General features: G+C 47.6%; 17 protein-coding genes and 1 other annotated feature. Of the genes, 4 read left to right on the top strand and 13 right to left on the bottom strand.

All coding sequences use genetic code 11. From position 1 onward, the window contains the following. Positions 1-31: 31 nt before the first annotated feature. From KNQ07_RS12805 to pepV, 6 genes are all read right to left on the bottom strand, one after another. Positions 32-835, bottom strand: coding sequence for a phosphotransferase family protein (locus KNQ07_RS12805; RefSeq protein ID WP_012371132.1), 804 nt, complete (start codon positions 833-835; stop codon positions 32-34). A gap of 51 nt (positions 836-886) precedes the next feature. Then, positions 887-2992, bottom strand: a complete 2106-nt coding sequence (pulA, locus tag KNQ07_RS12800) for a type I pullulanase (protein WP_261966413.1) — start codon at positions 2990-2992, stop codon at positions 887-889. A 93-nt stretch (positions 2993-3085) separates the two neighbouring features. Next, positions 3086-3952, bottom strand: a complete 867-nt coding sequence (locus KNQ07_RS12795; protein WP_214767108.1) for a hypothetical protein — start codon at positions 3950-3952, stop codon at positions 3086-3088. Further along, positions 3927-4478 carry an RNA 2',3'-cyclic phosphodiesterase gene (gene thpR / locus KNQ07_RS12790; RefSeq protein WP_214767106.1) on the bottom strand — a complete coding sequence of 184 codons (552 nt, stop codon included), beginning with the start codon at positions 4476-4478 and terminating at the stop codon, positions 3927-3929. Before thpR ends, KNQ07_RS12795 begins: the two co-directional genes overlap by 26 nt. A 5-nt stretch (positions 4479-4483) precedes the next feature. Further along, a complete protein-coding gene (locus tag KNQ07_RS12785; RefSeq protein WP_214767105.1) occupies positions 4484-5629 on the bottom strand; it encodes an MFS transporter in 1146 nt (381 codons plus the stop codon). Between the two features lie 91 nt (positions 5630-5720). Continuing rightward, positions 5721-7118, bottom strand: coding sequence for a dipeptidase PepV (pepV, locus tag KNQ07_RS12780; protein ID WP_214767103.1), 1398 nt, complete (start codon positions 7116-7118; stop codon positions 5721-5723). Positions 7119-7424: 306 nt separating this feature from the next. Here pepV and KNQ07_RS12775 point away from each other — a divergent pair, with 306 nt between their 5' ends. Both KNQ07_RS12775 and KNQ07_RS12770 read left to right on the top strand, forming a co-directional pair. Beyond that, entirely contained in the window at positions 7425-7643 is a 219-nt protein-coding gene (locus KNQ07_RS12775; RefSeq protein ID WP_012371138.1) for a DeoR family transcriptional regulator, read from the top strand. Between the two features lie 109 nt (positions 7644-7752). Next, positions 7753-8385, top strand: a complete 633-nt coding sequence (locus tag KNQ07_RS12770) for an SDR family oxidoreductase (protein ID WP_214767101.1) — start codon at positions 7753-7755, stop codon at positions 8383-8385. A 38-nt stretch (positions 8386-8423) separates the two neighbouring features. Here KNQ07_RS12770 and KNQ07_RS12765 read toward each other — a convergent pair whose 3' ends face one another. Continuing rightward, positions 8424-9143, bottom strand: coding sequence for a pseudouridine synthase (locus tag KNQ07_RS12765; protein WP_214767099.1), 720 nt, complete (start codon positions 9141-9143; stop codon positions 8424-8426). After that, complete coding sequence (locus KNQ07_RS12760; protein ID WP_214767097.1) at positions 9130-10794, bottom strand: putative polysaccharide biosynthesis protein; 1665 nt, start codon at positions 10792-10794, stop codon at positions 9130-9132. The genes KNQ07_RS12765 and KNQ07_RS12760 overlap by 14 nt, the downstream gene beginning before the upstream one ends. Positions 10795-10978: 184 nt before the next feature. On the opposite strand from KNQ07_RS12760, the gene KNQ07_RS12755 reads away from it, so the two are divergent. Then, the gene (locus KNQ07_RS12755; protein WP_214767095.1) at positions 10979-12238 is read left to right on the top strand and encodes a BaiN/RdsA family NAD(P)/FAD-dependent oxidoreductase; all 1260 of its coding nucleotides are present in this window, start codon (positions 10979-10981) and stop codon (positions 12236-12238) included. Between the two features lie 32 nt (positions 12239-12270). Here KNQ07_RS12755 and KNQ07_RS12750 read toward each other — a convergent pair whose 3' ends face one another. The 5 genes from KNQ07_RS12750 to KNQ07_RS12730 form a co-directional block, all read right to left on the bottom strand. Next, positions 12271-13251, bottom strand: a complete 981-nt coding sequence (locus KNQ07_RS12750; RefSeq protein WP_214767093.1) for a hypothetical protein — start codon at positions 13249-13251, stop codon at positions 12271-12273. 129 nt (positions 13252-13380) lie between these two features. Continuing rightward, on the bottom strand, positions 13381-15786 hold the full coding sequence (gene leuS / locus KNQ07_RS12745; protein ID WP_214767091.1) for a leucine--tRNA ligase: 2406 nt from the start codon (positions 15784-15786) through the stop codon (positions 13381-13383). A 47-nt stretch (positions 15787-15833) separates the two neighbouring features. Next, positions 15834-16056 (bottom strand) — a binding site (T-box leader). A gap of 39 nt (positions 16057-16095) precedes the next feature. After that, on the bottom strand, positions 16096-16740 hold the full coding sequence (locus KNQ07_RS12740) for an HAD family hydrolase (protein WP_012371145.1): 645 nt from the start codon (positions 16738-16740) through the stop codon (positions 16096-16098). Positions 16741-16792: 52 nt separating this feature from the next. Continuing rightward, positions 16793-17824, bottom strand: a complete 1032-nt coding sequence (locus KNQ07_RS12735; protein WP_214767089.1) for a peptidoglycan bridge formation glycyltransferase FemA/FemB family protein — start codon at positions 17822-17824, stop codon at positions 16793-16795. 167 nt (positions 17825-17991) lie between these two features. After that, positions 17992-19173, bottom strand: a complete 1182-nt coding sequence (locus KNQ07_RS12730) for an MDR family MFS transporter (protein ID WP_214767087.1) — start codon at positions 19171-19173, stop codon at positions 17992-17994. 178 nt (positions 19174-19351) lie between these two features. Here KNQ07_RS12730 and mnmM point away from each other — a divergent pair, with 178 nt between their 5' ends. Continuing rightward, positions 19352-19942, top strand: coding sequence for a tRNA 5-(aminomethyl)-2-thiouridylate-methyltransferase MnmM (mnmM, locus tag KNQ07_RS12725; protein WP_012371148.1), 591 nt, complete (start codon positions 19352-19354; stop codon positions 19940-19942). Positions 19943-20051: the final 109 nt, after the last annotated feature.

Raw genomic sequence — 20051 nt, 5'->3', positions numbered from 1 at the left:
TTAAAATTCTTGTCTTGAACAGATCGCCGCTTTAATCTTCCTGTTCCATTTCCAGCAATTGCGCTAAAAAAAGATAACTCTCTGTTGCATCAGGATGCATGGTATCTTCATACCAGTAAATCGAGAGTACTGCTTGCGCCACGACGTACCAATACATGCGTTGTTTCAAATCTTTCGTCAACGGATGTCCGTAATGCGCAAACCATTCTGGCCAGCACTCTTCATCGACATAACTGTATAACATCATCCCCAGATCATACGCACGATCTGCGATAATCGCATCATCCCAATCATTAAGATACAGATGTCCGTCTGTTCCGACCAACCAGTTATTATGATTTAAATCCGAATGGCAGACGACTTGCTCGTCTGTCCGGACGTAAGGTAACCGCTCGGACAAATAGTCGATGGCCTGTTCAATCAATTCCGGTTGTGCCAGTTCAGCAGGTTGAAAATATAAACGACACTGCCGCAAGAGTTCATCCGGTTCGATCGGACGCTGATCCAATTGTTGTAACATGAACAACAGTTCCTTCGAATCATGAATCTTTCCGAGCAACCTTGCGACTTCCGGCCGTTCCATCATTTCCGGTTCCAACTCTTGACCTTCGATGAATTGCTGGGCGCTGATGACATCTCCGCTGTAAATCCGCTTTGTCCAAAGCAGCTTCGGCACGATACCATCCGCTGATAAAATCGCCAAAAATGGCGAGGAGTTTCGTTTTAAAAAGAGTTTTGACTGCCCCGTTGAGGCAATGTATGCTTCTCCCGTAATTCCGCCTGCTGGCGTAAGGGTCCAGCCTTCGCCAAGCGCATCTAAAATATCTAATTCCATTATAATCCGCTCAACTTTTTAGTAGATTTGCCTTAAGGCACAATGATTATCTTAACATGTGGCGATCGTTGTTGACAACGGAAGGACCGTGATCTGCGAAACACCCTTCTCAATCGGTGTGATAGATGCTTCGTTTCCATAAACATGCACATTCCATTTAGGATGATCCAGCGCGATATCAATCTTCTCAGACGTCACATTATGCACGACAAGCGTCCGTTGCCAGGCATCGTAGGAATGAATAGCCCCTACTTCGTATGCGATGACTCCAGGTTGCATCGGCAAAAAATGCATCAGTTCCTGCACTTGGTTAGCTCGGTGCAACCGGAATCCACCGTGCATCCGACGGATTTGCAAGATGTTTTTTAAATACTCGACCATCTGTGCCTGGCGGTCCCGTAACGTCCAGTCCACCCGATTAATCGCATCAGGTGCATTATAGCTGTTCTCGACGCCTTGTTTCGTTCGGCCGAACTCTTGTCCGGCATGAAGAAACGGGATGCCGGCTGATAAAAATATAATCGTTTGGGCCAGTCGGCTCATCTGTAACCGTGTCGTTTCATCGAGGTCCGGCCGGGCGAGTGTCAACTTGTCGTACAAGGTGTGATTGTCATGTGCTTCCACATAATTGATCGAATACGTCGGCTCAGGGAAACGCCCCGTCGTCTGACCATTCAACGTGATACTGCCGGCCATTCCGTTGCGTACTTCCCCTTCCCACCAACCGTTGCCCGATACAAAACCACAGTCTGTTTCATTGAACGTCGAGCCTTTTAAAGCATCCCGGAAAACATCATTAAAATGACCGATTCGCGGCATTTGTGAAGCGACTGAACTGATTGCCTTTTGACGTTGCGGTAATGGTGTCGCCAAGTCCCATCCTTCGCCGTACACAAGAATGGTCGGATCAATATGATCTAATGCTGACCGGACATGATTCATCGTCTCAATATCATGAATGCCCATCAAATCGAAACGAAAGGCGTCCACATGAAAAATGTCTGCAAAATAGGTCAGGCAGTCCACAATCATCCGTCGCATCATGAACCGTTCCGATGCGGTGTCATTCCCGACTCCAGTTCCATTGGCAAGTGTTCCGTCCATTTCATAGCGGAAATAGTAGCCCGGCACCAGGTATTCGAGCGCTGACCGTTCCCGGATGTAGACATGATTCATGACTACGTCAAACGTCACTCGAATTCCCGCTGCATGAAGCCGTTCAATCATCCCGACATACTCAAGAATCCGGACCTTTGGATCGATTGGATCGCTGGCATAACAGCCTGTCAGTGAAAACCACTGAACAGGATCGTATCCCCAATTGTAAGGAAGGCGGCTCACTTCTTCCGTCGTCGTAAACAAATGAACCGGTAACAGTTGGAGATGGGTCACACCGAGGTCCAGTAAATAATCGATGCCTGTCGAGCGTCCTTCCGGTGATACGGTCCCTGTTTCCGTCATACCGAGGTATTGTCCGGGATAATGAGAACCGGAAGACGGATCAATCGTGAAATCCCGAATATGTGCTTCATAAAGGATGGCATCTGTCGGTTTGATTAACAACGGCCGTTTTTGCCGGTGAGGAAACTGTCGGTTGATTTCTTGCTCGACATCAAGCAGAACCGCGAATTGTCCATTTACGCTGACAGCCTTGGCATAAGGATCAACAACTTCCTCTGTTCCTTGATACGTCGTGACCCGGTAACGGTACAGGCTGTTCTCCCATGAACGGGGAACCACTAACCGATACGCGCCGCGTTCTTGCCGTTCAAAGTCCCGGCTGTCCCTTTCGACACCGTCTTGATCGTAGCGGATACATTCCAACCGTTCAGCCAGCGGGGACCAGACGTATAAGGAAATCATGTCGGTTTCATAGACCGCACCCAAAGGTCCTTCATAACTGTATTTACGATCAAATCCTGCCGTCTGTACAATCCGATTTGGCAGCACGCGGACTCGTTCCTGATCGGGTAAGATGATTTCATAACAGCGTTCCAATTCAACCGCCCGGTCGAGCAGCAGTGTCAGTTTGATTGTTCCGTCCATATCTTCCCGATTTTCGATGGAGTAGTCCATCGGCTCACCATCACAGACGAGCGAAAACTCACCTTGTCCAAACGGTGTTTCGGTTTCCATTAAGATGGTTTGAAATGTCACGAACTCAACTGAATACAATCTGACTTGTTGCGTTTCCGATTCATTATTTATCATCTGTTTACGCGACAAGCAAACATCTTGCCGCTTCCCTCCCTATTTTTGAATCCGCCCGTTTTCCTGACTGTTCAGTGCCATTTGGAATGTCACCGAAACGGTCTCTTTTAAAATCTGTTCGCATACGCGCATCTGAAAAGCTTTTGTATGCACAGCCGACAGATTCATTTTCCGCAACCACTCTGTAAAATCAATCTTACTGACGTAAGTCGTCGTTGTCTCTTTTGGCATTTGATCGAAATAGCCTTGTGACGCTATGACGACACGCTCGATTGGCAATATGAATTCGGAACCTAAAATCAATCGCAGGATATCCTCTGTCCGTTTTAAACTGATTAACGGATTAACGATGTTTTTCGGCGAGGCTTTGAATGGTTGTTCGCGCCACAGTTTACTGCGTTTGATGTGATAGATGCTCTCTTCGCCGTCTAACCAATCCAGTATATAGATGGCAGAAGGCCCTACGACAAACGGACTGAGTTCCACTTCTCCTTGCTGGTACTGAATGACGGCACGGTAAAACATACCGAATTGATCATTCAAGAGATGCAGCATCTGATAAAAATCCAGGTGTCGTCTTAAAGGAAGCCGCCAGATGTCATCTTCCGTCGCTCCGCCTGCGACATAAATTAATTTTTGGACTTCCACTCGCTTTTTGTACCATTTATCAAAAGCAGACTTCGAGATTTGTTTTCCCGGTACTTGAAACATTTCCGGTTTCTTAAAAGGCTGCCACCATTTTTTCGGCCGGATGATCGTCTCACCCGGGAACAATTCACCCGTCTCCCATTTTTTCAAGACGTTCGCATAATCAACAAGCTGCTGATCTTTAAAACGTTTTGAAGTTTCGAGCGGATTTCTTTCGTAACGGCTTTCTAAATCATAAAGTTTCATCAATAATGCCAATCATATCACCTCGTTCATTCTTCCCAAATTGAAATCGTGTATCTGCCTGATACCGCGGTTGATTGTCCGGGCAAATCTGATACAGAACGATTTCTTTGACATGTAAGCTGGCGGCAGGTGTTTGTTCGGGTGGGTGGAGCGACACTTCTTGATTCCACTTCTTCGCAAGGGTAATGTGTGGAACAAACGGTTTAGCCGGATTCGGATCAATCTGCCGGGCAAGCTGAAACAGTTTTTCCTCATATGCCGGTCCGGCAGCAAAGACACGGGGTCGTTCTGCTAATCCAAATCGTTCAAGGTGATCTAATTTTAAAGTAAAGGCGGAAGTCATTTGCGTAATCTCCGTCAGCTGACGCCGCCAGTTTCTCAACTCGTCATCGGTTAGTGAGCCTAAAAAACGCAGTGTCAGATGATATTCGTTCGGTTCATATACCGTTTTGTAATAACGCTCAAGTTTCAGGGAAGACGCGAATCGCGCCAACGTCTCGTCAGCAACCGGAATGGCGATGAAAAAGTGTTTTTGCATACGGATCACTCCTTGATTTTTGAGCTGATCAGATACAAACAAGCACCTAACAGGCTACTACCTGTATATACCCAAAATACCGCGTAGATGGTCCATTGATCCAAAACAATCCCGCTCATTAAATTGAATAATGCCGTCGCAAGACCGGTCGTCGTCGCCATATACGTACTGACTGCCGTCGCCACTGTTGAAGGCGGTACCAGCGAACGGACATAATCAAGAGCGACAGGAATCAACAGACCGATGATGAGTCCTTGTAATGCCGCCAAAATCCAAAGTGTAAAAATTGGCGGCTCAAGCGCCAAGATTCCGGTCCGCAACGCGGATAAGACGGAAATAAACACCAAGACAGGAATCGGCCCAAACCGCATCATGACTCGTGTCGCAATACGCATGAATGGAATTTCGCATAACACCGCAACAAAAAACAGCGTTCCGACGAGTGCCGTCGACTCTCCACGAATCGTCACGTAACTGCCGAAGTAATAATTGTTGGCAAAAATCGGTCCAAACACTAAACTGCCGCCTGCTAAAAACAGTAAAAAACGTTTATTCGAAAACAAGGCCTTCAATGGAATGTGTTCACGTTCGACCGTCGAAACAGGGGTTTCTTCAATTCCAATCAACACCAGAAATCCGAGAACGAGTGCTGTTCCACTCGCATAAAAAATTGCACCGAGCGAGCCCTGTTCCGTCACCTGTCCGAGAATAAAGACAGCGAGCGCAAAACCGGCGGAGCCAAATAAGCGTAACGCCCCGTAGTCGACTGATTTTCTTTTGGAGAATTCAATCGCCAATGTATCGACGAGCGGAATATGTGCGCACTGGAACAACGCCCAGAGTGAAGAAATCAATAACAGAAATAAATAAATAGAAGTCAGTAAATAACTGATGGTTAAGAGACCTGCCGCGAGTAAGGCCACCAATAATAAACGTTTCGGTCGCCCGAACCGGTCGGCGGCCATTCCCCAAATCGGCTGTAAGACAATCGATAATACGGGACCTACTGCAACAATCGTTCCGATTTCCGATGCTGATAATTGAAACGCATCATTGGAAAAATACAGTGCCAAATAGGGAATAAGTGCACCTTGCCCAAAGAAGATGAAAAAATAAAGGGCTTGAAAATGATATTTTTGACGATGGATCACAACTGACTCTCCTTCAAGAATCAATCCCCCTATCACAATGGATTCGGGGGATTCATTTCCTTATAAATTGGTTTTTCAGATGAACAGATGTTTATTTCGCCAATTCGTAAATCGCTTCTGCATAGATGGCGACAGCTAATAACAACTCTTCAAAATCAACATACTCATCCACTTGGTGCGCGACTTCCGGTCCGCCCGGGAAAACAGGTCCAAATGCAACACCAGCTGTCAATGAACGGGCGTAGGTTCCGCCACCGATCGCAATCAAGTCGGCCTTTTGATTTGTTTGCCGTTCATAGACCGCACTGAGTGTCCGGATCAGTTCATGGTTCGGATCGACATGATGCGGCGGCATATGTGTGCGTGTTTGAAGTTCGAACCCGTATGCGATGGCTGCTTCTTTAATCAACTGTAAGCGTTCTGTGAAATCAGCACTATAAGGATAACGGATATTAAGCGAAGCCGTCCCTTGCCCTTGTCCGTAACGGAAAACGCCTCCGTTGATCGTCAAGTCGCCGGTTTCATCGGATGCAGCCACACCAAGCGCCACACCACGTGAATCACGGAACATATGCACGACCATCTCGAGATAACGGCGGCCATTGTAATCAAGATGAAGGGTATGCAGGAAACGTGCCAAATGAAGGGCTGCGTTTTTCCCGTTATCCGGTTCCATCGCATGCGCTGCGACGCCGATGACATCAAAGACAAGTCCTTCAGCCGTCTCCTTGACTGTCCCTGTCACACCTTGTTTCTCCAGATACTGATGGAAATCTTCTTCGATCGTTCCCCGTTCAGCGACATGAACCGTAGCCGTCGCGTGACCCGGTACCATATTCGGACGCTCTCCGCCTTCAAAACGAACGAGTTGATAGCCTGTATCTGCTGCTTTTACGGGTTTACCTTGAACGAGTAATCCGTCATACAATCCTTTTTCAGCGTTAATGATAGGGAAATCAGCATCCGGTGCAAATCCAAGCGTCGGCATTTCTTCATGCTTGAAGTAATGATTCACACAGCGCCATTCGCTTTCTTCATCCCCACCGGCAATCAAACGAATCCGTTTTGAAAGCGGAAGCCCCAACTCTTTGACGATCTTCAAGGCATAATACGCCGCCATCGTGGGTCCCTTATCATCGATTGCACCCCGCGCAATCAATTTCCCGTCGGCTAATGTCGGATTGAACGGTCCGTATGTCCAATTGTCACCGCCTGCTGGTACGACGTCCAGGTGGCAGAGGATTCCGAGTAATTCGTCTCCTTGACCATACTCGAGGTGACCGGCATATCCGTCGACGTTCTTCGTAATAAATCCATCCCGTTCCCCCAGCGCAAGCATCCAATCGAGTGCCCGTTTGACTTCCGTCCCGAACGGAGCACCTTCTTGAATCGTCGTTTCATCGAGAATACTCGGTATGCGTAATAGCTCCTTTAAATCAACTAAGAGATCTTCACGTCGTGCCATGACTTCTTCTTTCCAATTGACCATTTGACTTCTCTCCCTTGTCCGCTAATTCGTTCACCTTTAAGTATAGCGAAAATTTGACAATTACGAACATCCAAAATACCAAATCTTTTGTTATTACGTTTTTAGCGAACATTAAAATGAATAAAAGACGTTTCATTCGCTATTAACTATTGAAAGTTTGTGTGATTTTTGAAAACGTTCGGTTAAATTACTTGCATTCTATATTAAAAGAGTTATACTAAAGGCGAAACAACTTAATTCATCATCGTCTTTTGTCACCCGAAGCTTTAGAACACTATTCTATCCATTGGGGGAGTGGTTATACCAATGAAAGATTCTACAGACCGTATGTTGACCCGGATTAAATCGATTTATCTCTATATCAATGAGAACGGAGCTACTACGACAGCAGACTTGGTTGAAGAGTTCGGCATTACTTCAAGAACCGTCCAGCGTGACTTGAACGTGCTCGAATACAACAACCTCATTGTAAGCCCAAGACGCGGTACTTGGACATCAAGTAAAAAACAACGACAAGCCGGCTGATTAAGATGTTTCATCAAACTATTTTATGTAACGACGCGAATCCTTCGCGTCTTTTTTTGTTATTTTTTTTTCAGGCAGGGTATATCTAGTTTGAGAAGGAGATGATGAGATGAATATTTTAATCATTGGAGCAAACGGAACAACAGGACGAAAAATGGTTGAACTGATCGGGAAACAAGGTCAGCATCAAGCAATCGCCGTCGTACGGGAAGAAAATCAAATCAATGACTTAATCGCTCTTGGCGCATCCGAGGTCCGTCTTGGTGATTTAACGAAAGATGTGACAGATGTCGTCAAAGATGCGGATGTCGTTATTTTTGCAGCCGGTGCCGGCGGAGCTTCGGAAGAGCTGACGCGCGCCGTCGATCAGGATGGAGCCATTAAAGTCATCGATGCGGCCAAAGCAAGCGGGATTGAGCGTTTCTTGATGCTCAGTTCAATCGGTGCCGATCATCCGCAAGGTGATTTAAAAGTTTATCTGGAATCAAAAGGTGCGGCCGACCGTCATTTAAAAGACAGCGGTCTCGATTATACGATTGTCCGTCCGGGTCCACTCAGTTATGATGAACCGAGCGGTACGATCGAGACGAAAGAACACTTTGATTCGTATGAAGGACGCGAAGTCTCACGTGATGATATCGCGGCCCTCTTCGTAACCTTGATTGATCACCCGACTCAAACACGTCAGTTCGAAGTATTAAGCGGTCCCTTCCCGATTGCGGAAGCGTTGCGTAATCAATAATTCAAAAAGGCGCTCTTCTATAAGAAGAGCGTCTTTTTTTATTCCGGTTTCCAGTCAAACAAGGCTAATTCGCCACGTGTGAGTTCCCGGTATTCTCCTGCTTCAAGTGTCGGATCAAGCGGCAATTGTCCGATTGACAACCGTTTCAGATACGTCACTTCTTTTCCGAGAGCAAGCATCATCCGTTTGACCTGATGGAACTTCCCTTCGGTAATCGTCAGCTCGAGTGTTGATGTTTCGTCCGTTGCTTCCAAGATAACCAGCTTGCCCGGCTTTGTTTTATAGCCGTCCTCAAGTGTGACCCCTTCTGCAACTTCCTCCACGTCCTCTTCTGTCAGCGTACCGATGACTTCCGCATAATAGACTTTCTCGACGTGTTTTTTCGGTGACATCAATGCATGATTAAATGATCCGTCATTCGTCAGCAAGAGCAGCCCTTCCGTATCCTTGTCGAGTCGTCCGACCGGGAACGGTTTGAAGTACGTCACGTCGTCAAACAGTAAATCAATCACGGTTTGATCCCGCTTATCTTCTGTCGCACTGATTACGCCGGGCGGTTTGTTCATCATTAAATAAATGAATTTTTGATACGTGACCGGTTCGCCGTATAATAACACTTGTTGATTTTCTGTATCGACGTGCTGTTTCGGGTCGTAGACGATTTCGCCATCGACTTGAATCGCACCCGACTTGAGTAATTGTTTTACTTCTTTTCGGGATCCTGCTCCCATGTTTGAGAGTAATTTATCTAGACGCATTTCCTCGTCCTCGTTTCATTGAAAATTTTCGTCCAAGTACGGCTTCCGCAAGACCGCTCCAAATGGCAAGACCTGCAAAGACGACAATCCCGATTCCGGCTCCGACGATTAAGATGATGAGTGAACCGATCGTCGTAGCGGGAAGCAGAGCTGCTAATCCCCATTTGACGAGCGCGACGCTCGCACCCATGATGGCACTGATGATCATAATCAGTGACGTCCGGCGCAAGACTGTGCTGAACGGGAACTGAACCGTTTGTGTAATCCGGAAGAACATCAATCCGGTTGCGACGACGTATCCAAGGATGGTTGCATATCCGGCCCCTGTTCCGTCTCCGGTCCAGTGAATCAACGGTGCGTTCAATAGATACTTCGTCAGCAATCCTGCCAGTGTCGCAATAATCGTGAAATACTGCCGGTTGATTCCTTGCAGCACTGCCGCTGTCACGGAATACAACGCGAGGAATAACGCACTTGGTGCATAACTTAATAAATAGACCCATGCCGCCTGATCTCTCGGGAATAAGACATGGAATGTCTCTTCACTCAGTAAAATCATACCGACGACCGCTGGAATCGTTACGAAAAACGCCAGTTGGTAAATTTGCGAGATTTGTTTCCGGACTTTCCGCATATCCCCTTGTGTAAACGAGGCCGTCAAAAGTGGTGTCGCGGATAAGGATAATCCTGTCGCGACCGAAACCGGAATCAAGACAATTTTATGACTATCTGCAATCAGATAGGCTGTTGCGTTTCCGGCGGCTTCAAGCGTGTATCCGATGCTTTGTAAAGCCGCATTCATCGTGTTTTGATCAATGACCTGATAAAGCGGTGTCGACAGACCGACCATAACGATCGGAATCGCATACGTCAACAGTTCTTTATACAATCCTGATAATGGACGATTCGGCGATATCGTCGTCTGACCGTCGCGTAACGCTTTTAAGCCGGGAGCACGTTTCCGGAAATAATAAACGAGCACAGCGACACTGCCGATTGCCCCGATGAAGGCACTGAATGTCGCAATCGTTGCTGCCCAGGCTGCATCGGTATCAAACAGATAAATCGCGATGCTGACACCGGTCAGTAAAAAGATGATCCGGACAATCTGCTCCAAGATTTGTGAAATCGCAGTCGGCCCCATCGATTGATACCCTTGGAAATACCCGCGCGTCATACTCATCGCCGGAATCAGAATCAAGGCGAAACTGACTCCGCGAATCGTCATCGTGACGGCATCAACGTAAGAAGCCGAGTCGACATCTCCTCCGGGAATTGCCCGGTGAGCCAGATACGGAGCCAGTAAGAATAAGGCCAGAAAGGAAACAATACCGGTGATGGACATGATTTTTAAGCCGGATCGGTATAAACGCTCGCTTGTATCATATTCCCCCATCGCATTGTACTTCGCGACAAACTTCGAAACGGCTACAGGGATACCGGCTGTTGCGAGACCAATCATGATGGCATAATAGTTATAGGCATACGTGTAAAACATGATTCCCGTCGCTCCGACCATGAACTGAAACGGAAACAGATAAATCAGACCAAGGGCACGGGATATGAGTGATGCACCGGACAACAACATCGTTCCACGAACGAATCCGGTATTACTGGATGAAGTTTCTTGCTTTTTGCTCACAGTCGACATGGATAACCTTCCTCGCACTTTCTATTTTTTCTTGACTCGATAAACGTCTCAATATACAAGTTCTCTCTTGCACAATTGCAAATCATTATACCGCTCAGCTTCCATAAAAGAAAGAGACGGTTTGTTTACAGTACAAACTTCTGCTAAAGTGAAACAAGCAGAATCCAACAAATGAGGTGACCACATGTATGATGTAATCGTAATCGGAGGCGGACCAAGCGGCTTAATGGCAACGCTCGCCTCGTTACAAGCAGGCGCTAAGACGCTTTTGCTCGATAAAGGAAGTAAACTCGGACGAAAATTGGCAATTTCAGGCGGCGGTCGATGCAACGTCACGAACCGCAAACCATTGGAAGAATTGGTTCAATCGATTCCCGGAAACGGCCGTTTTCTCTACAGTGCCTTTTCTCAGTTCAATAACGAATCCATCATTGAACTGTTCGAGGGCTTTGGTGTCGCTCTGAAGGAAGAGGATAATGGACGGATGTTCCCGGTTTCCGATAAAGCAGCTGACGTCGTCCGGGTATTGATTGATCAAATCCGCCAGCACGGCGCTGAAATTCAAATCAATGCGGAAGTTGCAACACTTGACTTCCATCCGGACGGTTCGTTCGCAGCCGTCCTGCTTGCGGACGGATCCCGCCTCGAAGCGAAGAGTTGTGTCGTCGCTGTCGGTGGACAATCGGTTCCCCATACCGGTTCAACCGGCGACGGTTATCCTTGGGCACGTAAAGCCGGTCATACGATCACGGAACTTTTCCCGACCGAAGTGCCGATTTTACTGAACGATACGTTCATCCAAGAAAAGACACTTCAGGGTCTTTCGTTACGTGACGTCGCGCTGACGGTTCACGGTAAAAAAGATAAACCGATCAAGACGCACACCGGCGATCTGTTATTTACCCATTTCGGTCTGAGTGGTCCGATTGCTTTACGGTGCAGTCAGTACACGATCAAAGAAAGAAAACGGTCCGGTGAGCGTGTTGTCCATCTTTCGATCGACTTGTTCCCGGAAGAATCGATCGGTGCCCTGACGGAACGGTTCCAAGCTGCCCTTGCCGCTAACCCGAAAAAAACGGTCCGCAATGCGTTAAAAGGATTTGTTCCGGAACGATTGCTCGATCTGTTATTTGCCCGGATCGGTTTTGGAGATGAAGTCTGTACGCAAATTAAAAAACAGGACTTCACTCAATTGCTGGCGACGCTCAAACGCTTCCCGCTTCAAGCAGTCGGAACACTCGACTTTGATAAAGCGTTCGTCACCGGCGGCGGTGTTTCGATCAAGGAAATCCAACCAAAAACGATGATGTCGAAAAAAGCAGACGGTCTCTTTTTCGCCGGCGAAATCCTCGACATCCACGGCTATACAGGCGGTTATAATATCACAGCCGCTTTCGTGACCGGACATTGCGCCGGCACGAATGCTGCACTGACCGCGTTATGACAAAAAGGCTAGTTCCACACGGAGCTAGCCTTTTAGTCGATTGGTGTAAACGAACGGCTCGAGAATTTATCTGTTTGGATCAAAGCAAACAACTCATTGTCCTGAACAAATATGCCTTCTGCCCCGTAGACTTTCGGGCTTGCCGACTCCCCTGTAATCGTCACATCTTTCGTGTCAATCGAATACAGGAATAATGCTTCCGAATCCAACGTGTAAATCCGCCCTTGCCGTTCAGCAAGACCAATCGGACGGAAATTTTCCGTGAAGGCTTTTTTCGCATCACTGCGCATACCGCCGGCCGTGTCAATCCGCTTTCGCTCTACAATCGTCAAATACGGCGGTTTTTGTTTTTTCTTTAAAGCGCGTTTTTCCTTTGCGGTCGCATCTTTATCGATTTTTATTTCATCTTGTTTCGTCGTGAAATACGTCAGTTCACTTCGCGCTAACGAACGAATGTGATTGATCGTGTAGAATTGTTTTTTCTTGGCATCGTAACCGAGTCCGTGGAAACTGTCGCGGATCGTCGTACCTGCCACCCGTTCCCGTTTGTCTTCTTTCCAGACGCCTTCTTCCCGTTTAACGGTCACGAGAATTTGATTGGACGTCAATAAGGCGACGGTCTCGCCGTCAACGAGCGTCATACCGTCAAGTCCCGATAACATCAATTTGCCTTCATCCTCGATTTGGAATGACGCATTGATTCGTTCGCCGGTCCCGCTGATTTCGAAAAAGTGATAATCTTCCGTTACGACAAGATAGGAACCGATCGAATCATCGTACAACATCTGTTGGACGTTTTTGATCAACGGTTCTTCCGGATTCGGAATGGAAGACGGTGTTTTCGTCGGTACTTGTTTAACTGCTGCTTGGTGTTTCGATTGTGTCTCAATTTTGGCAAACGTCTCTTTGATTTGTGCGACGGTCTCAGGTCTCGAAAAGACGAGCGACACACAAAGGATCAGACCGGAGACGACGGCAAAAATCGTTGTATAGACTATATAAGTTCGTTTCATTTACACAAATCGCCTTTCTGTCTCGGTTTCTGATTCAGTTTAGCAGAAGGCGCCCTAAAAAAAAAGCGGACTTGCGACGGAGGTAAACGAAAGCCCCTCAATCTGACGAATCAGATGAGGGGTTTTACCTTAGTTCGCTACGATATTGATCAGTTTTTTCGGAACGACGATGACTTTTCGAACCGTTTTATCGCCAATCCACTCTTGTGTTTTTTCATCGGCAAACGCAAGGGCTTCAATTTCTTCTTTTGTTGCCTCCATGCTGATGACGAGCTTCGAACGGACTTTACCGTTGACTTGAATGACGAATTCCATTGTATCGCTGACGAGTTTCGTTTCGTCAAATGTCGGCCATGCCGCATATGTCAATGTATCCTCAAAACCAAGCTGTTCCCATAACTCTTCCCCAAGGTGCGGTGCGACCGGGGTCAGCAATTGAATGAATCCGCGAAGGAAGTGACGCGGTAAGACCGGTTGTTTATTAGCCTCGTTGACGAAGACCATCAACTGCGAAATTCCGGTGTTGAACTGAATGTTCGTGAAGTCTTCCGTTACTTTTTTAACCGTCTGATGGTAGACACGTTCAAAGTCTGCATCGACTGTCGTCACGTCCTGAATGTCCGCCGTCCGTTCGAACAGACGCCAGACTCGGTCAAGGAAACGACGTGCCCCGTCAAGACCGTTCTCCGACCACGACACCGAAGCATCAAGCGGTCCCATGAACATTTCGTACAAGCGGAGTGTATCTGCACCGTGCGATTTGACGATTTCATCCGGATTGATGACGTTTCCGCGTGATTTCGACATTTTTTCATTGTTTTCTCCAAGAATCATCCCTTGGTTATACAACTTTTGGAATGGTTCTTTCGTCGGTACGACACCGATATCATACAAGACTTTATGCCAGAAGCGAGCATACAGTAAATGAAGCACGGCATGCTCGGCTCCTCCGATATAAATATCGACCGGAAGCCAGTATTTTAGTTTTTCCGGATCGGCAATCGCCTCTTCATTATGCGGATCAATGAAGCGGAGGTAGTACCAGCAGCTGCCGCCCCATTGCGGCATCGTATTCGTCTCGCGGCGTCCTTTAAGTCCCGTGACCGGATCCGTGTAATCGAGCCAGTCTTCTGCAAGGGCGAGTGGTGATTCACCTGTGCCGGACGGCTTGATTTCCGGAATCATCGGCAATTCAAGCGGAAGTTCCGATTTATCGAGTGTCTTCATCGTTCCGTCTTCCATGTGGACGACCGGAATCGGTTCACCCCAGTAGCGCTGACGGCTGAATAACCAGTCACGCAACCGGAACGTGATTTTTTTGCGTCCGACTTGGTTCGTCTCCAGTTCAGCGATGATCGTTTCAATCGCCTCCTGTTTTGACAATCCGTCGAGCATTTGTGAATTGACGTGTTCGCCTTCACCCGTATACGCTGCTTCGTCAACGTTACCGCCTTTGACGACTTCGATGATCGGAAGGTCAAACTGTTTCGCAAATTCATGATCACGCTCATCGTGTGCCGGAACGGCCATGATCGCGCCTGTTCCGTATGTCGCGAGGACATAATCGGCGATCCAGATTGGCAGACGTTCGCCGGAAATCGGGTTGACGGCAAAAGCTCCCGTGAAGACGCCTGTTTTTTCTTTCGCAAGATCCGTCCGTTCCAAATCTGACTTCGTCTGGACAGACGCGATGTATGCTTTAACCGCTTCTTCGTGATCCTCTGTTGTGATATCCGTGACAAATGGATGCTCCGGTGCCAGAACGAGATACGTTGCGCCGAAGACGGTATCCGGACGTGTCGTGAAGACCGTCACTTGTTTTTTATGACCGTCGATCGTAAAGTCGATTTCCGCACCTTCCGATTTTCCGATCCAGTTCCGTTGCATTTCCTTGACGGATTCCGGCCAGTCGAGTTCATCCAAATCTTCGAGCAAACGGTCCGCGTACTCGGTAATTTTTAAAACCCACTGCCGCATCGGGACGCGGACAACCGGATGATTACCACGCTCGGACAGCCCGTCGATGACTTCCTCGTTCGCAAGCACCGTTCCAAGAGCCGGGCACCAGTTAACGGCGACTTCGTCAACGAAAGCGAGTCCCTGTTCATACAATTTCGTAAAAATCCACTGTGTCCATTTGTAATATTTCGGATCCGTCGTATTGATTTCACGATCCCAGTCGTACGAGAATCCCAAGTCTTTTAACTGACGTTTAAAGGTTTCGATGTTTTGGGCAGTGAACTCCCGCGGGTCATTTCCTGTATCAAGCGCATACTGCTCCGCCGGAAGTCCAAACGCATCCCATCCCATCGGGTGAAGGACGTTGTATCCTTGCATCCGTTTCATCCGGGCCAAGATATCGGTTGCCGTGTATCCTTCCGGGTGACCGACATGAAGTCCTGCTCCCGATGGATAAGGAAACATGTCTAACGCATAAAAGCCTTCTTTTTCCGGATCTTCTGTTGTGACGAACGCATTGTCCTGTTCCCAACGCGCTTGCCATTTCGGTTCGATTTCACGATGATTGTACGGCATCTTTATTCCTCCTCTGAATATACAAAAAACCGGTCTCCGCCCCTAGGAATAGGGACGAAAGACCGGTTTGTCTCCCGCGGTACCACCCACGTTGTCTGCTGAAGCAGACCACTTGATTCACAGATAACGGTGTGAAGGACCGGAGTTCGCTACTTGGTTTCACGAATCATGCTCCCTGACGAGTTCACGGACGATTCCGACTGGTTTGCACCGACCACCAGCTCTCTAAAACGGAATGACTCCCTTACTACTTCAGTTCGTCGCAATGGACTATCTATGTGTAAGTGTAAGCCGAACCTTCCCTTACCGTCAACGGTTGCGTAAAATTTCTCCAATCGCGGCGTGCGATGATACGGCATGATCCGCATGATGCAAGACTTGTGCCGGCATCCGATCGTCGAGCAGGGCAATGACTTCCATGCCCGCTTTTTTGGCACCAATCATCCCGTTTGCGGCGTCTTCAATGACGATACAGGCCTCGGGTGACTGATTGATCCGCTCTGCCGCCAGACGAAAAATCGCCGGATCCGGTTTGGAACGCGGGACTTCAAATCCGCTCGTATAAGCATCGACCGTCAATTCATAATGCGTAATGACACGTTTAATTTTTTCAAGTGAACTCGAGGACGCAATCGCAATCCGGTATCCTTCCGTCCGGGCCAGTTCCATCAGTTCTTTTACGCCGTCCTTCAAACCGCAGGTCTCCGGCTTCGCATGCTGTTGGAATAATTCGTGTTCGAGTGCCAGCAATGCTTCCGTCGAGTGCGGTAACGCGTGTTGTGTGATCAGTTCCTCCCACATCTCATCCCCGGTTTTCCCCATGAATGTCGCATACTGCGTCAAATCCAGCGGAATCGATAACGTGTTGAACATCTGTTGATGGACTTTAAAATATTGAATTTCACTATCGAGGATGACCCCATCCATATCAAAAATCAAACCTGTTTTTTTCATGATTTCCCCTCCTGTTATCAGCCTACCAAAAAACCTGATCATCTGCAGATGATCAGGTGGCTAAAACCGTCTCCTGATAACGGTATTCCGGGAAATAGTTGGCTGCTTCGTCGCTTCCGTACCGTTGACACAATTGTTCATAGACATGGGGAAGAAGAATCGTCTTTCCTTGGTGGTATTCAAACATACGGTAACCTGTATAGCGACATTTGCTTTCAAACAGACTGTCCCGTTCCTTATAGCCGCCACCGAGGTGCTGCTCGACCATGCCGGCTGACTTGGAATGTAAAATCGCCTCATACTCCAGGCGCTGATTCGGAAAAAGTTTATGTTCATCACGTTGACAGCCGATCAGATGTCCGTGTGCATACTCGTTCCCGAGCAGGACGAAATATCCACCGACCGCTTCTCCCTGCCACTCCGCAATCAGCAATAACGGTTCACACAGTTCTGTCGGTTGAAACAACTGTTCAAAATATTCGGTCGTGAAATAGTAATGGGACGAAGCATCCTTCCGGTCCATCGTTTGATAGTAAAGACGGATGAAGGTTGGCAGATCTTCTTTCGATCCTCTTCGGACCGTCAGCTCTGACGCCAAGGATTTCCGGATCATACTCCGGTTTTTTTTATGAAAGGTCTGCATGATTTCTTCTACAGAAGGCCGAAGATCGATGCTTGTCGTGTGGCGGATGAATTCCGTTTTAGTCCAATCTGCTACACGTTTATGGTTTTCCGTCAGCGGATTAAAACGAATCAATTCGGAAACAATTTTTTGACGCATCGCCCATTGTCGAAACGAACGTTTGGCATCGGTCAGCTCTTCTGAAGTCAACTCACCAATGATTTCCGGACCTCCGTATCCGTAAGGCGTAATCAAATCAAAGTATTCGGTGTCAAAAATCCGCCGCTTCAAGAAGGGATAAAATAATTCACCTGATGCTCCTTGAAAATAAATCAGTCCGGCCGCTTCATCGGTCCGGGCATTCAAATGAACATATTCATAGCTATAAAAAATATCAAGTGATTTATTTTCCACAAGTGATGCCCACGTCAACTGATCTTCCACAAAAATACATCGCCTCATCTTTTTCCACCTCCGGCATATGACACGTCGAACATAACTATTTTTCCTTTAATTTGGTTAATCAATTAATTTTTACCTTTTAATTCAATACCCATTTTACATGTTTAATATGCTTCTTCAACAAAAAAGACAGACAGCGGAATCAAGCGACCGCTTCTGTCCTTTTCTCATTTTACCGCCTTGTTTGGTATAGCCCGAACGAATGTGAATCCTGCCAGCAGGATCAATCCAATCAATGTCATGAACACGGCATTCATACCGGATAAATCATAAATCAGCCCTCCGACAGTCGGACTGATCATCCGCCCTGCCGAAGCGGCGATATTGACATACCCCTGAAACTCGCCTTCTTTCCCGATCGGAGCCAGGCGGGCTGCCATTGCCGGAACCGCCGGCCAAATGAACATCTCACCGATCGTCAAAATGACCATCGCTACTAAGAACATCTTGAATCCGCCGGCAAAAGGCACGATCGCGTAGGACAAAAGAAAAATGCCGGTTCCCGTCAGCAACTGACGTTTCAAGTCGTCACCAAACCAGCGCAGGACAGGTGTCAATAACGGTTGCGCAAATACGATCAGTGCACCGTTGATCGTCCATAAAATCGAGTATTCGGAAATTGTCACACCGAGGGATTTTGTATGCACGGAAAATGTTCCCTGCCATTGAACATACACAAACCACAAGAGCGCATAGCCGACCGAAACGTACAGCATCGTCCGGACTGAACTCTTCGAAAGCGGTTCCCGCACTTCCTCCCCTGCCGATACCGATTGACGTTTGACCGGATGCACGTGAATCCAGTTCAGTCCCACCAAGAGGACGACGGCAAACAATAAGTAAAGGATCAGATTGGCGATGAAGATGAACTGGATGTCGATTGCTGCAATTTGTCCGCTGATCGCGGTACCGAGTGCCACTCCGACGTTTTGGGCAACATAGATTGCATTAAATGCCCGTCTTCCACCTTCCGGCCAGATGACACCGGTCAAAGCATAGATCGTCGGGAATACCATTCCTCCGACGAATCCGATCAATCCCAACATTAGCACATATCCGGTGAAGGTCTGATGGAACAGCCAAAGACCAATCGAGGCAAGGACCAGCCCGATGACACTGATGACAAGCGTCCGTTTCCCGCCTAACCGGTCAAATGCTTTTCCGCCGATATAGTTTCCGACAATGGCGAGAGCCGAGTTGACGAATAAAGCCATTCCGGCTTTTGTCATCGACTCTCCTAAATAATCATGAATGTATAATGTATTAAACGGCCATAAAAAAGAAGATCCTGTCGTATTGATCGCCATCGCCAATACCAGAATCCAGACCGCGCGAGGTAATTTCGGCATGATAAGTATCCTCCAATGTAGTTTCCAACCTTGCCACTTTACGAAATTACGCTACCCTCTGTCAAGGAACTTCGCTATTAAACGAACAATCGGAAAAATGATACAATTGACTAAAGGGTCAATTTTCCGGGTACTTAGAAAAAAATAGAGCATATTATCAGAAAGAGGAGTTTTTGCCATGTCACTTGCACGTGTATTGCCTTACGCCAAAGAATTATTGGAATCAGTCATTCATGAGGGGGATTGTGTCGTCGACATGACTGCCGGGAACGGTCATGATACGCATTTTCTTGCCGAACAGGTCGGACCGAGCGGACGGGTCATCGCGTTTGATGTCCAGGAGCAGGCCATCGAAGAAACGACACGCCGTCTGCAGGCGGCTCACGTTTTCGACTGGGTCGATTTGTACCATGAAAGTCATATTCATGTCGGAGCCCGCTTGTTTGCTGAACAACGCCCGATTCGTGCCGGAGTATTTAATCTGGGGTACTTACCGGGGAGTGATAAATCCGTTACGACGACCGGGGAAGAAACACTCGAAGCACTCCGTGCCCTCCTTCCGGTTCTTGTCCCCGGCGGTCTGGTTGTCCTCGTGATCTACCATGGCCATTCGGAAGGACGACGTGAACGCGATGCGGTATTGGAACATGTTTCTTCCCTCCCGCAACAGGATTATGCCGTCCTGCAATATCGTTTCTTGAATCAGCAAAACAATCCCCCGTTCATCGTCGCGATTGAAAAAAAATTAAAGAAACAAACAATCGACTAAACAAAAAGAGGAATCCCGATGTGATATGCTCCCCAAAAAGTAGACAGTTGAAATAACAAAAACTGTCTACTTTGAAGGGAGCTTTTTCTATGGCTACATCTAGATTTTC

It is taken from the genome of Exiguobacterium sp. s145 (assembly GCF_018618835.1).
Classification (GTDB): domain Bacteria; phylum Bacillota; class Bacilli; order Exiguobacteriales; family Exiguobacteriaceae; genus Exiguobacterium_A; species Exiguobacterium_A artemiae.
The sequence above is the reverse complement of the archived record's forward strand: the minus strand, read 5'-3'. Positions and strand labels throughout refer to the sequence as shown.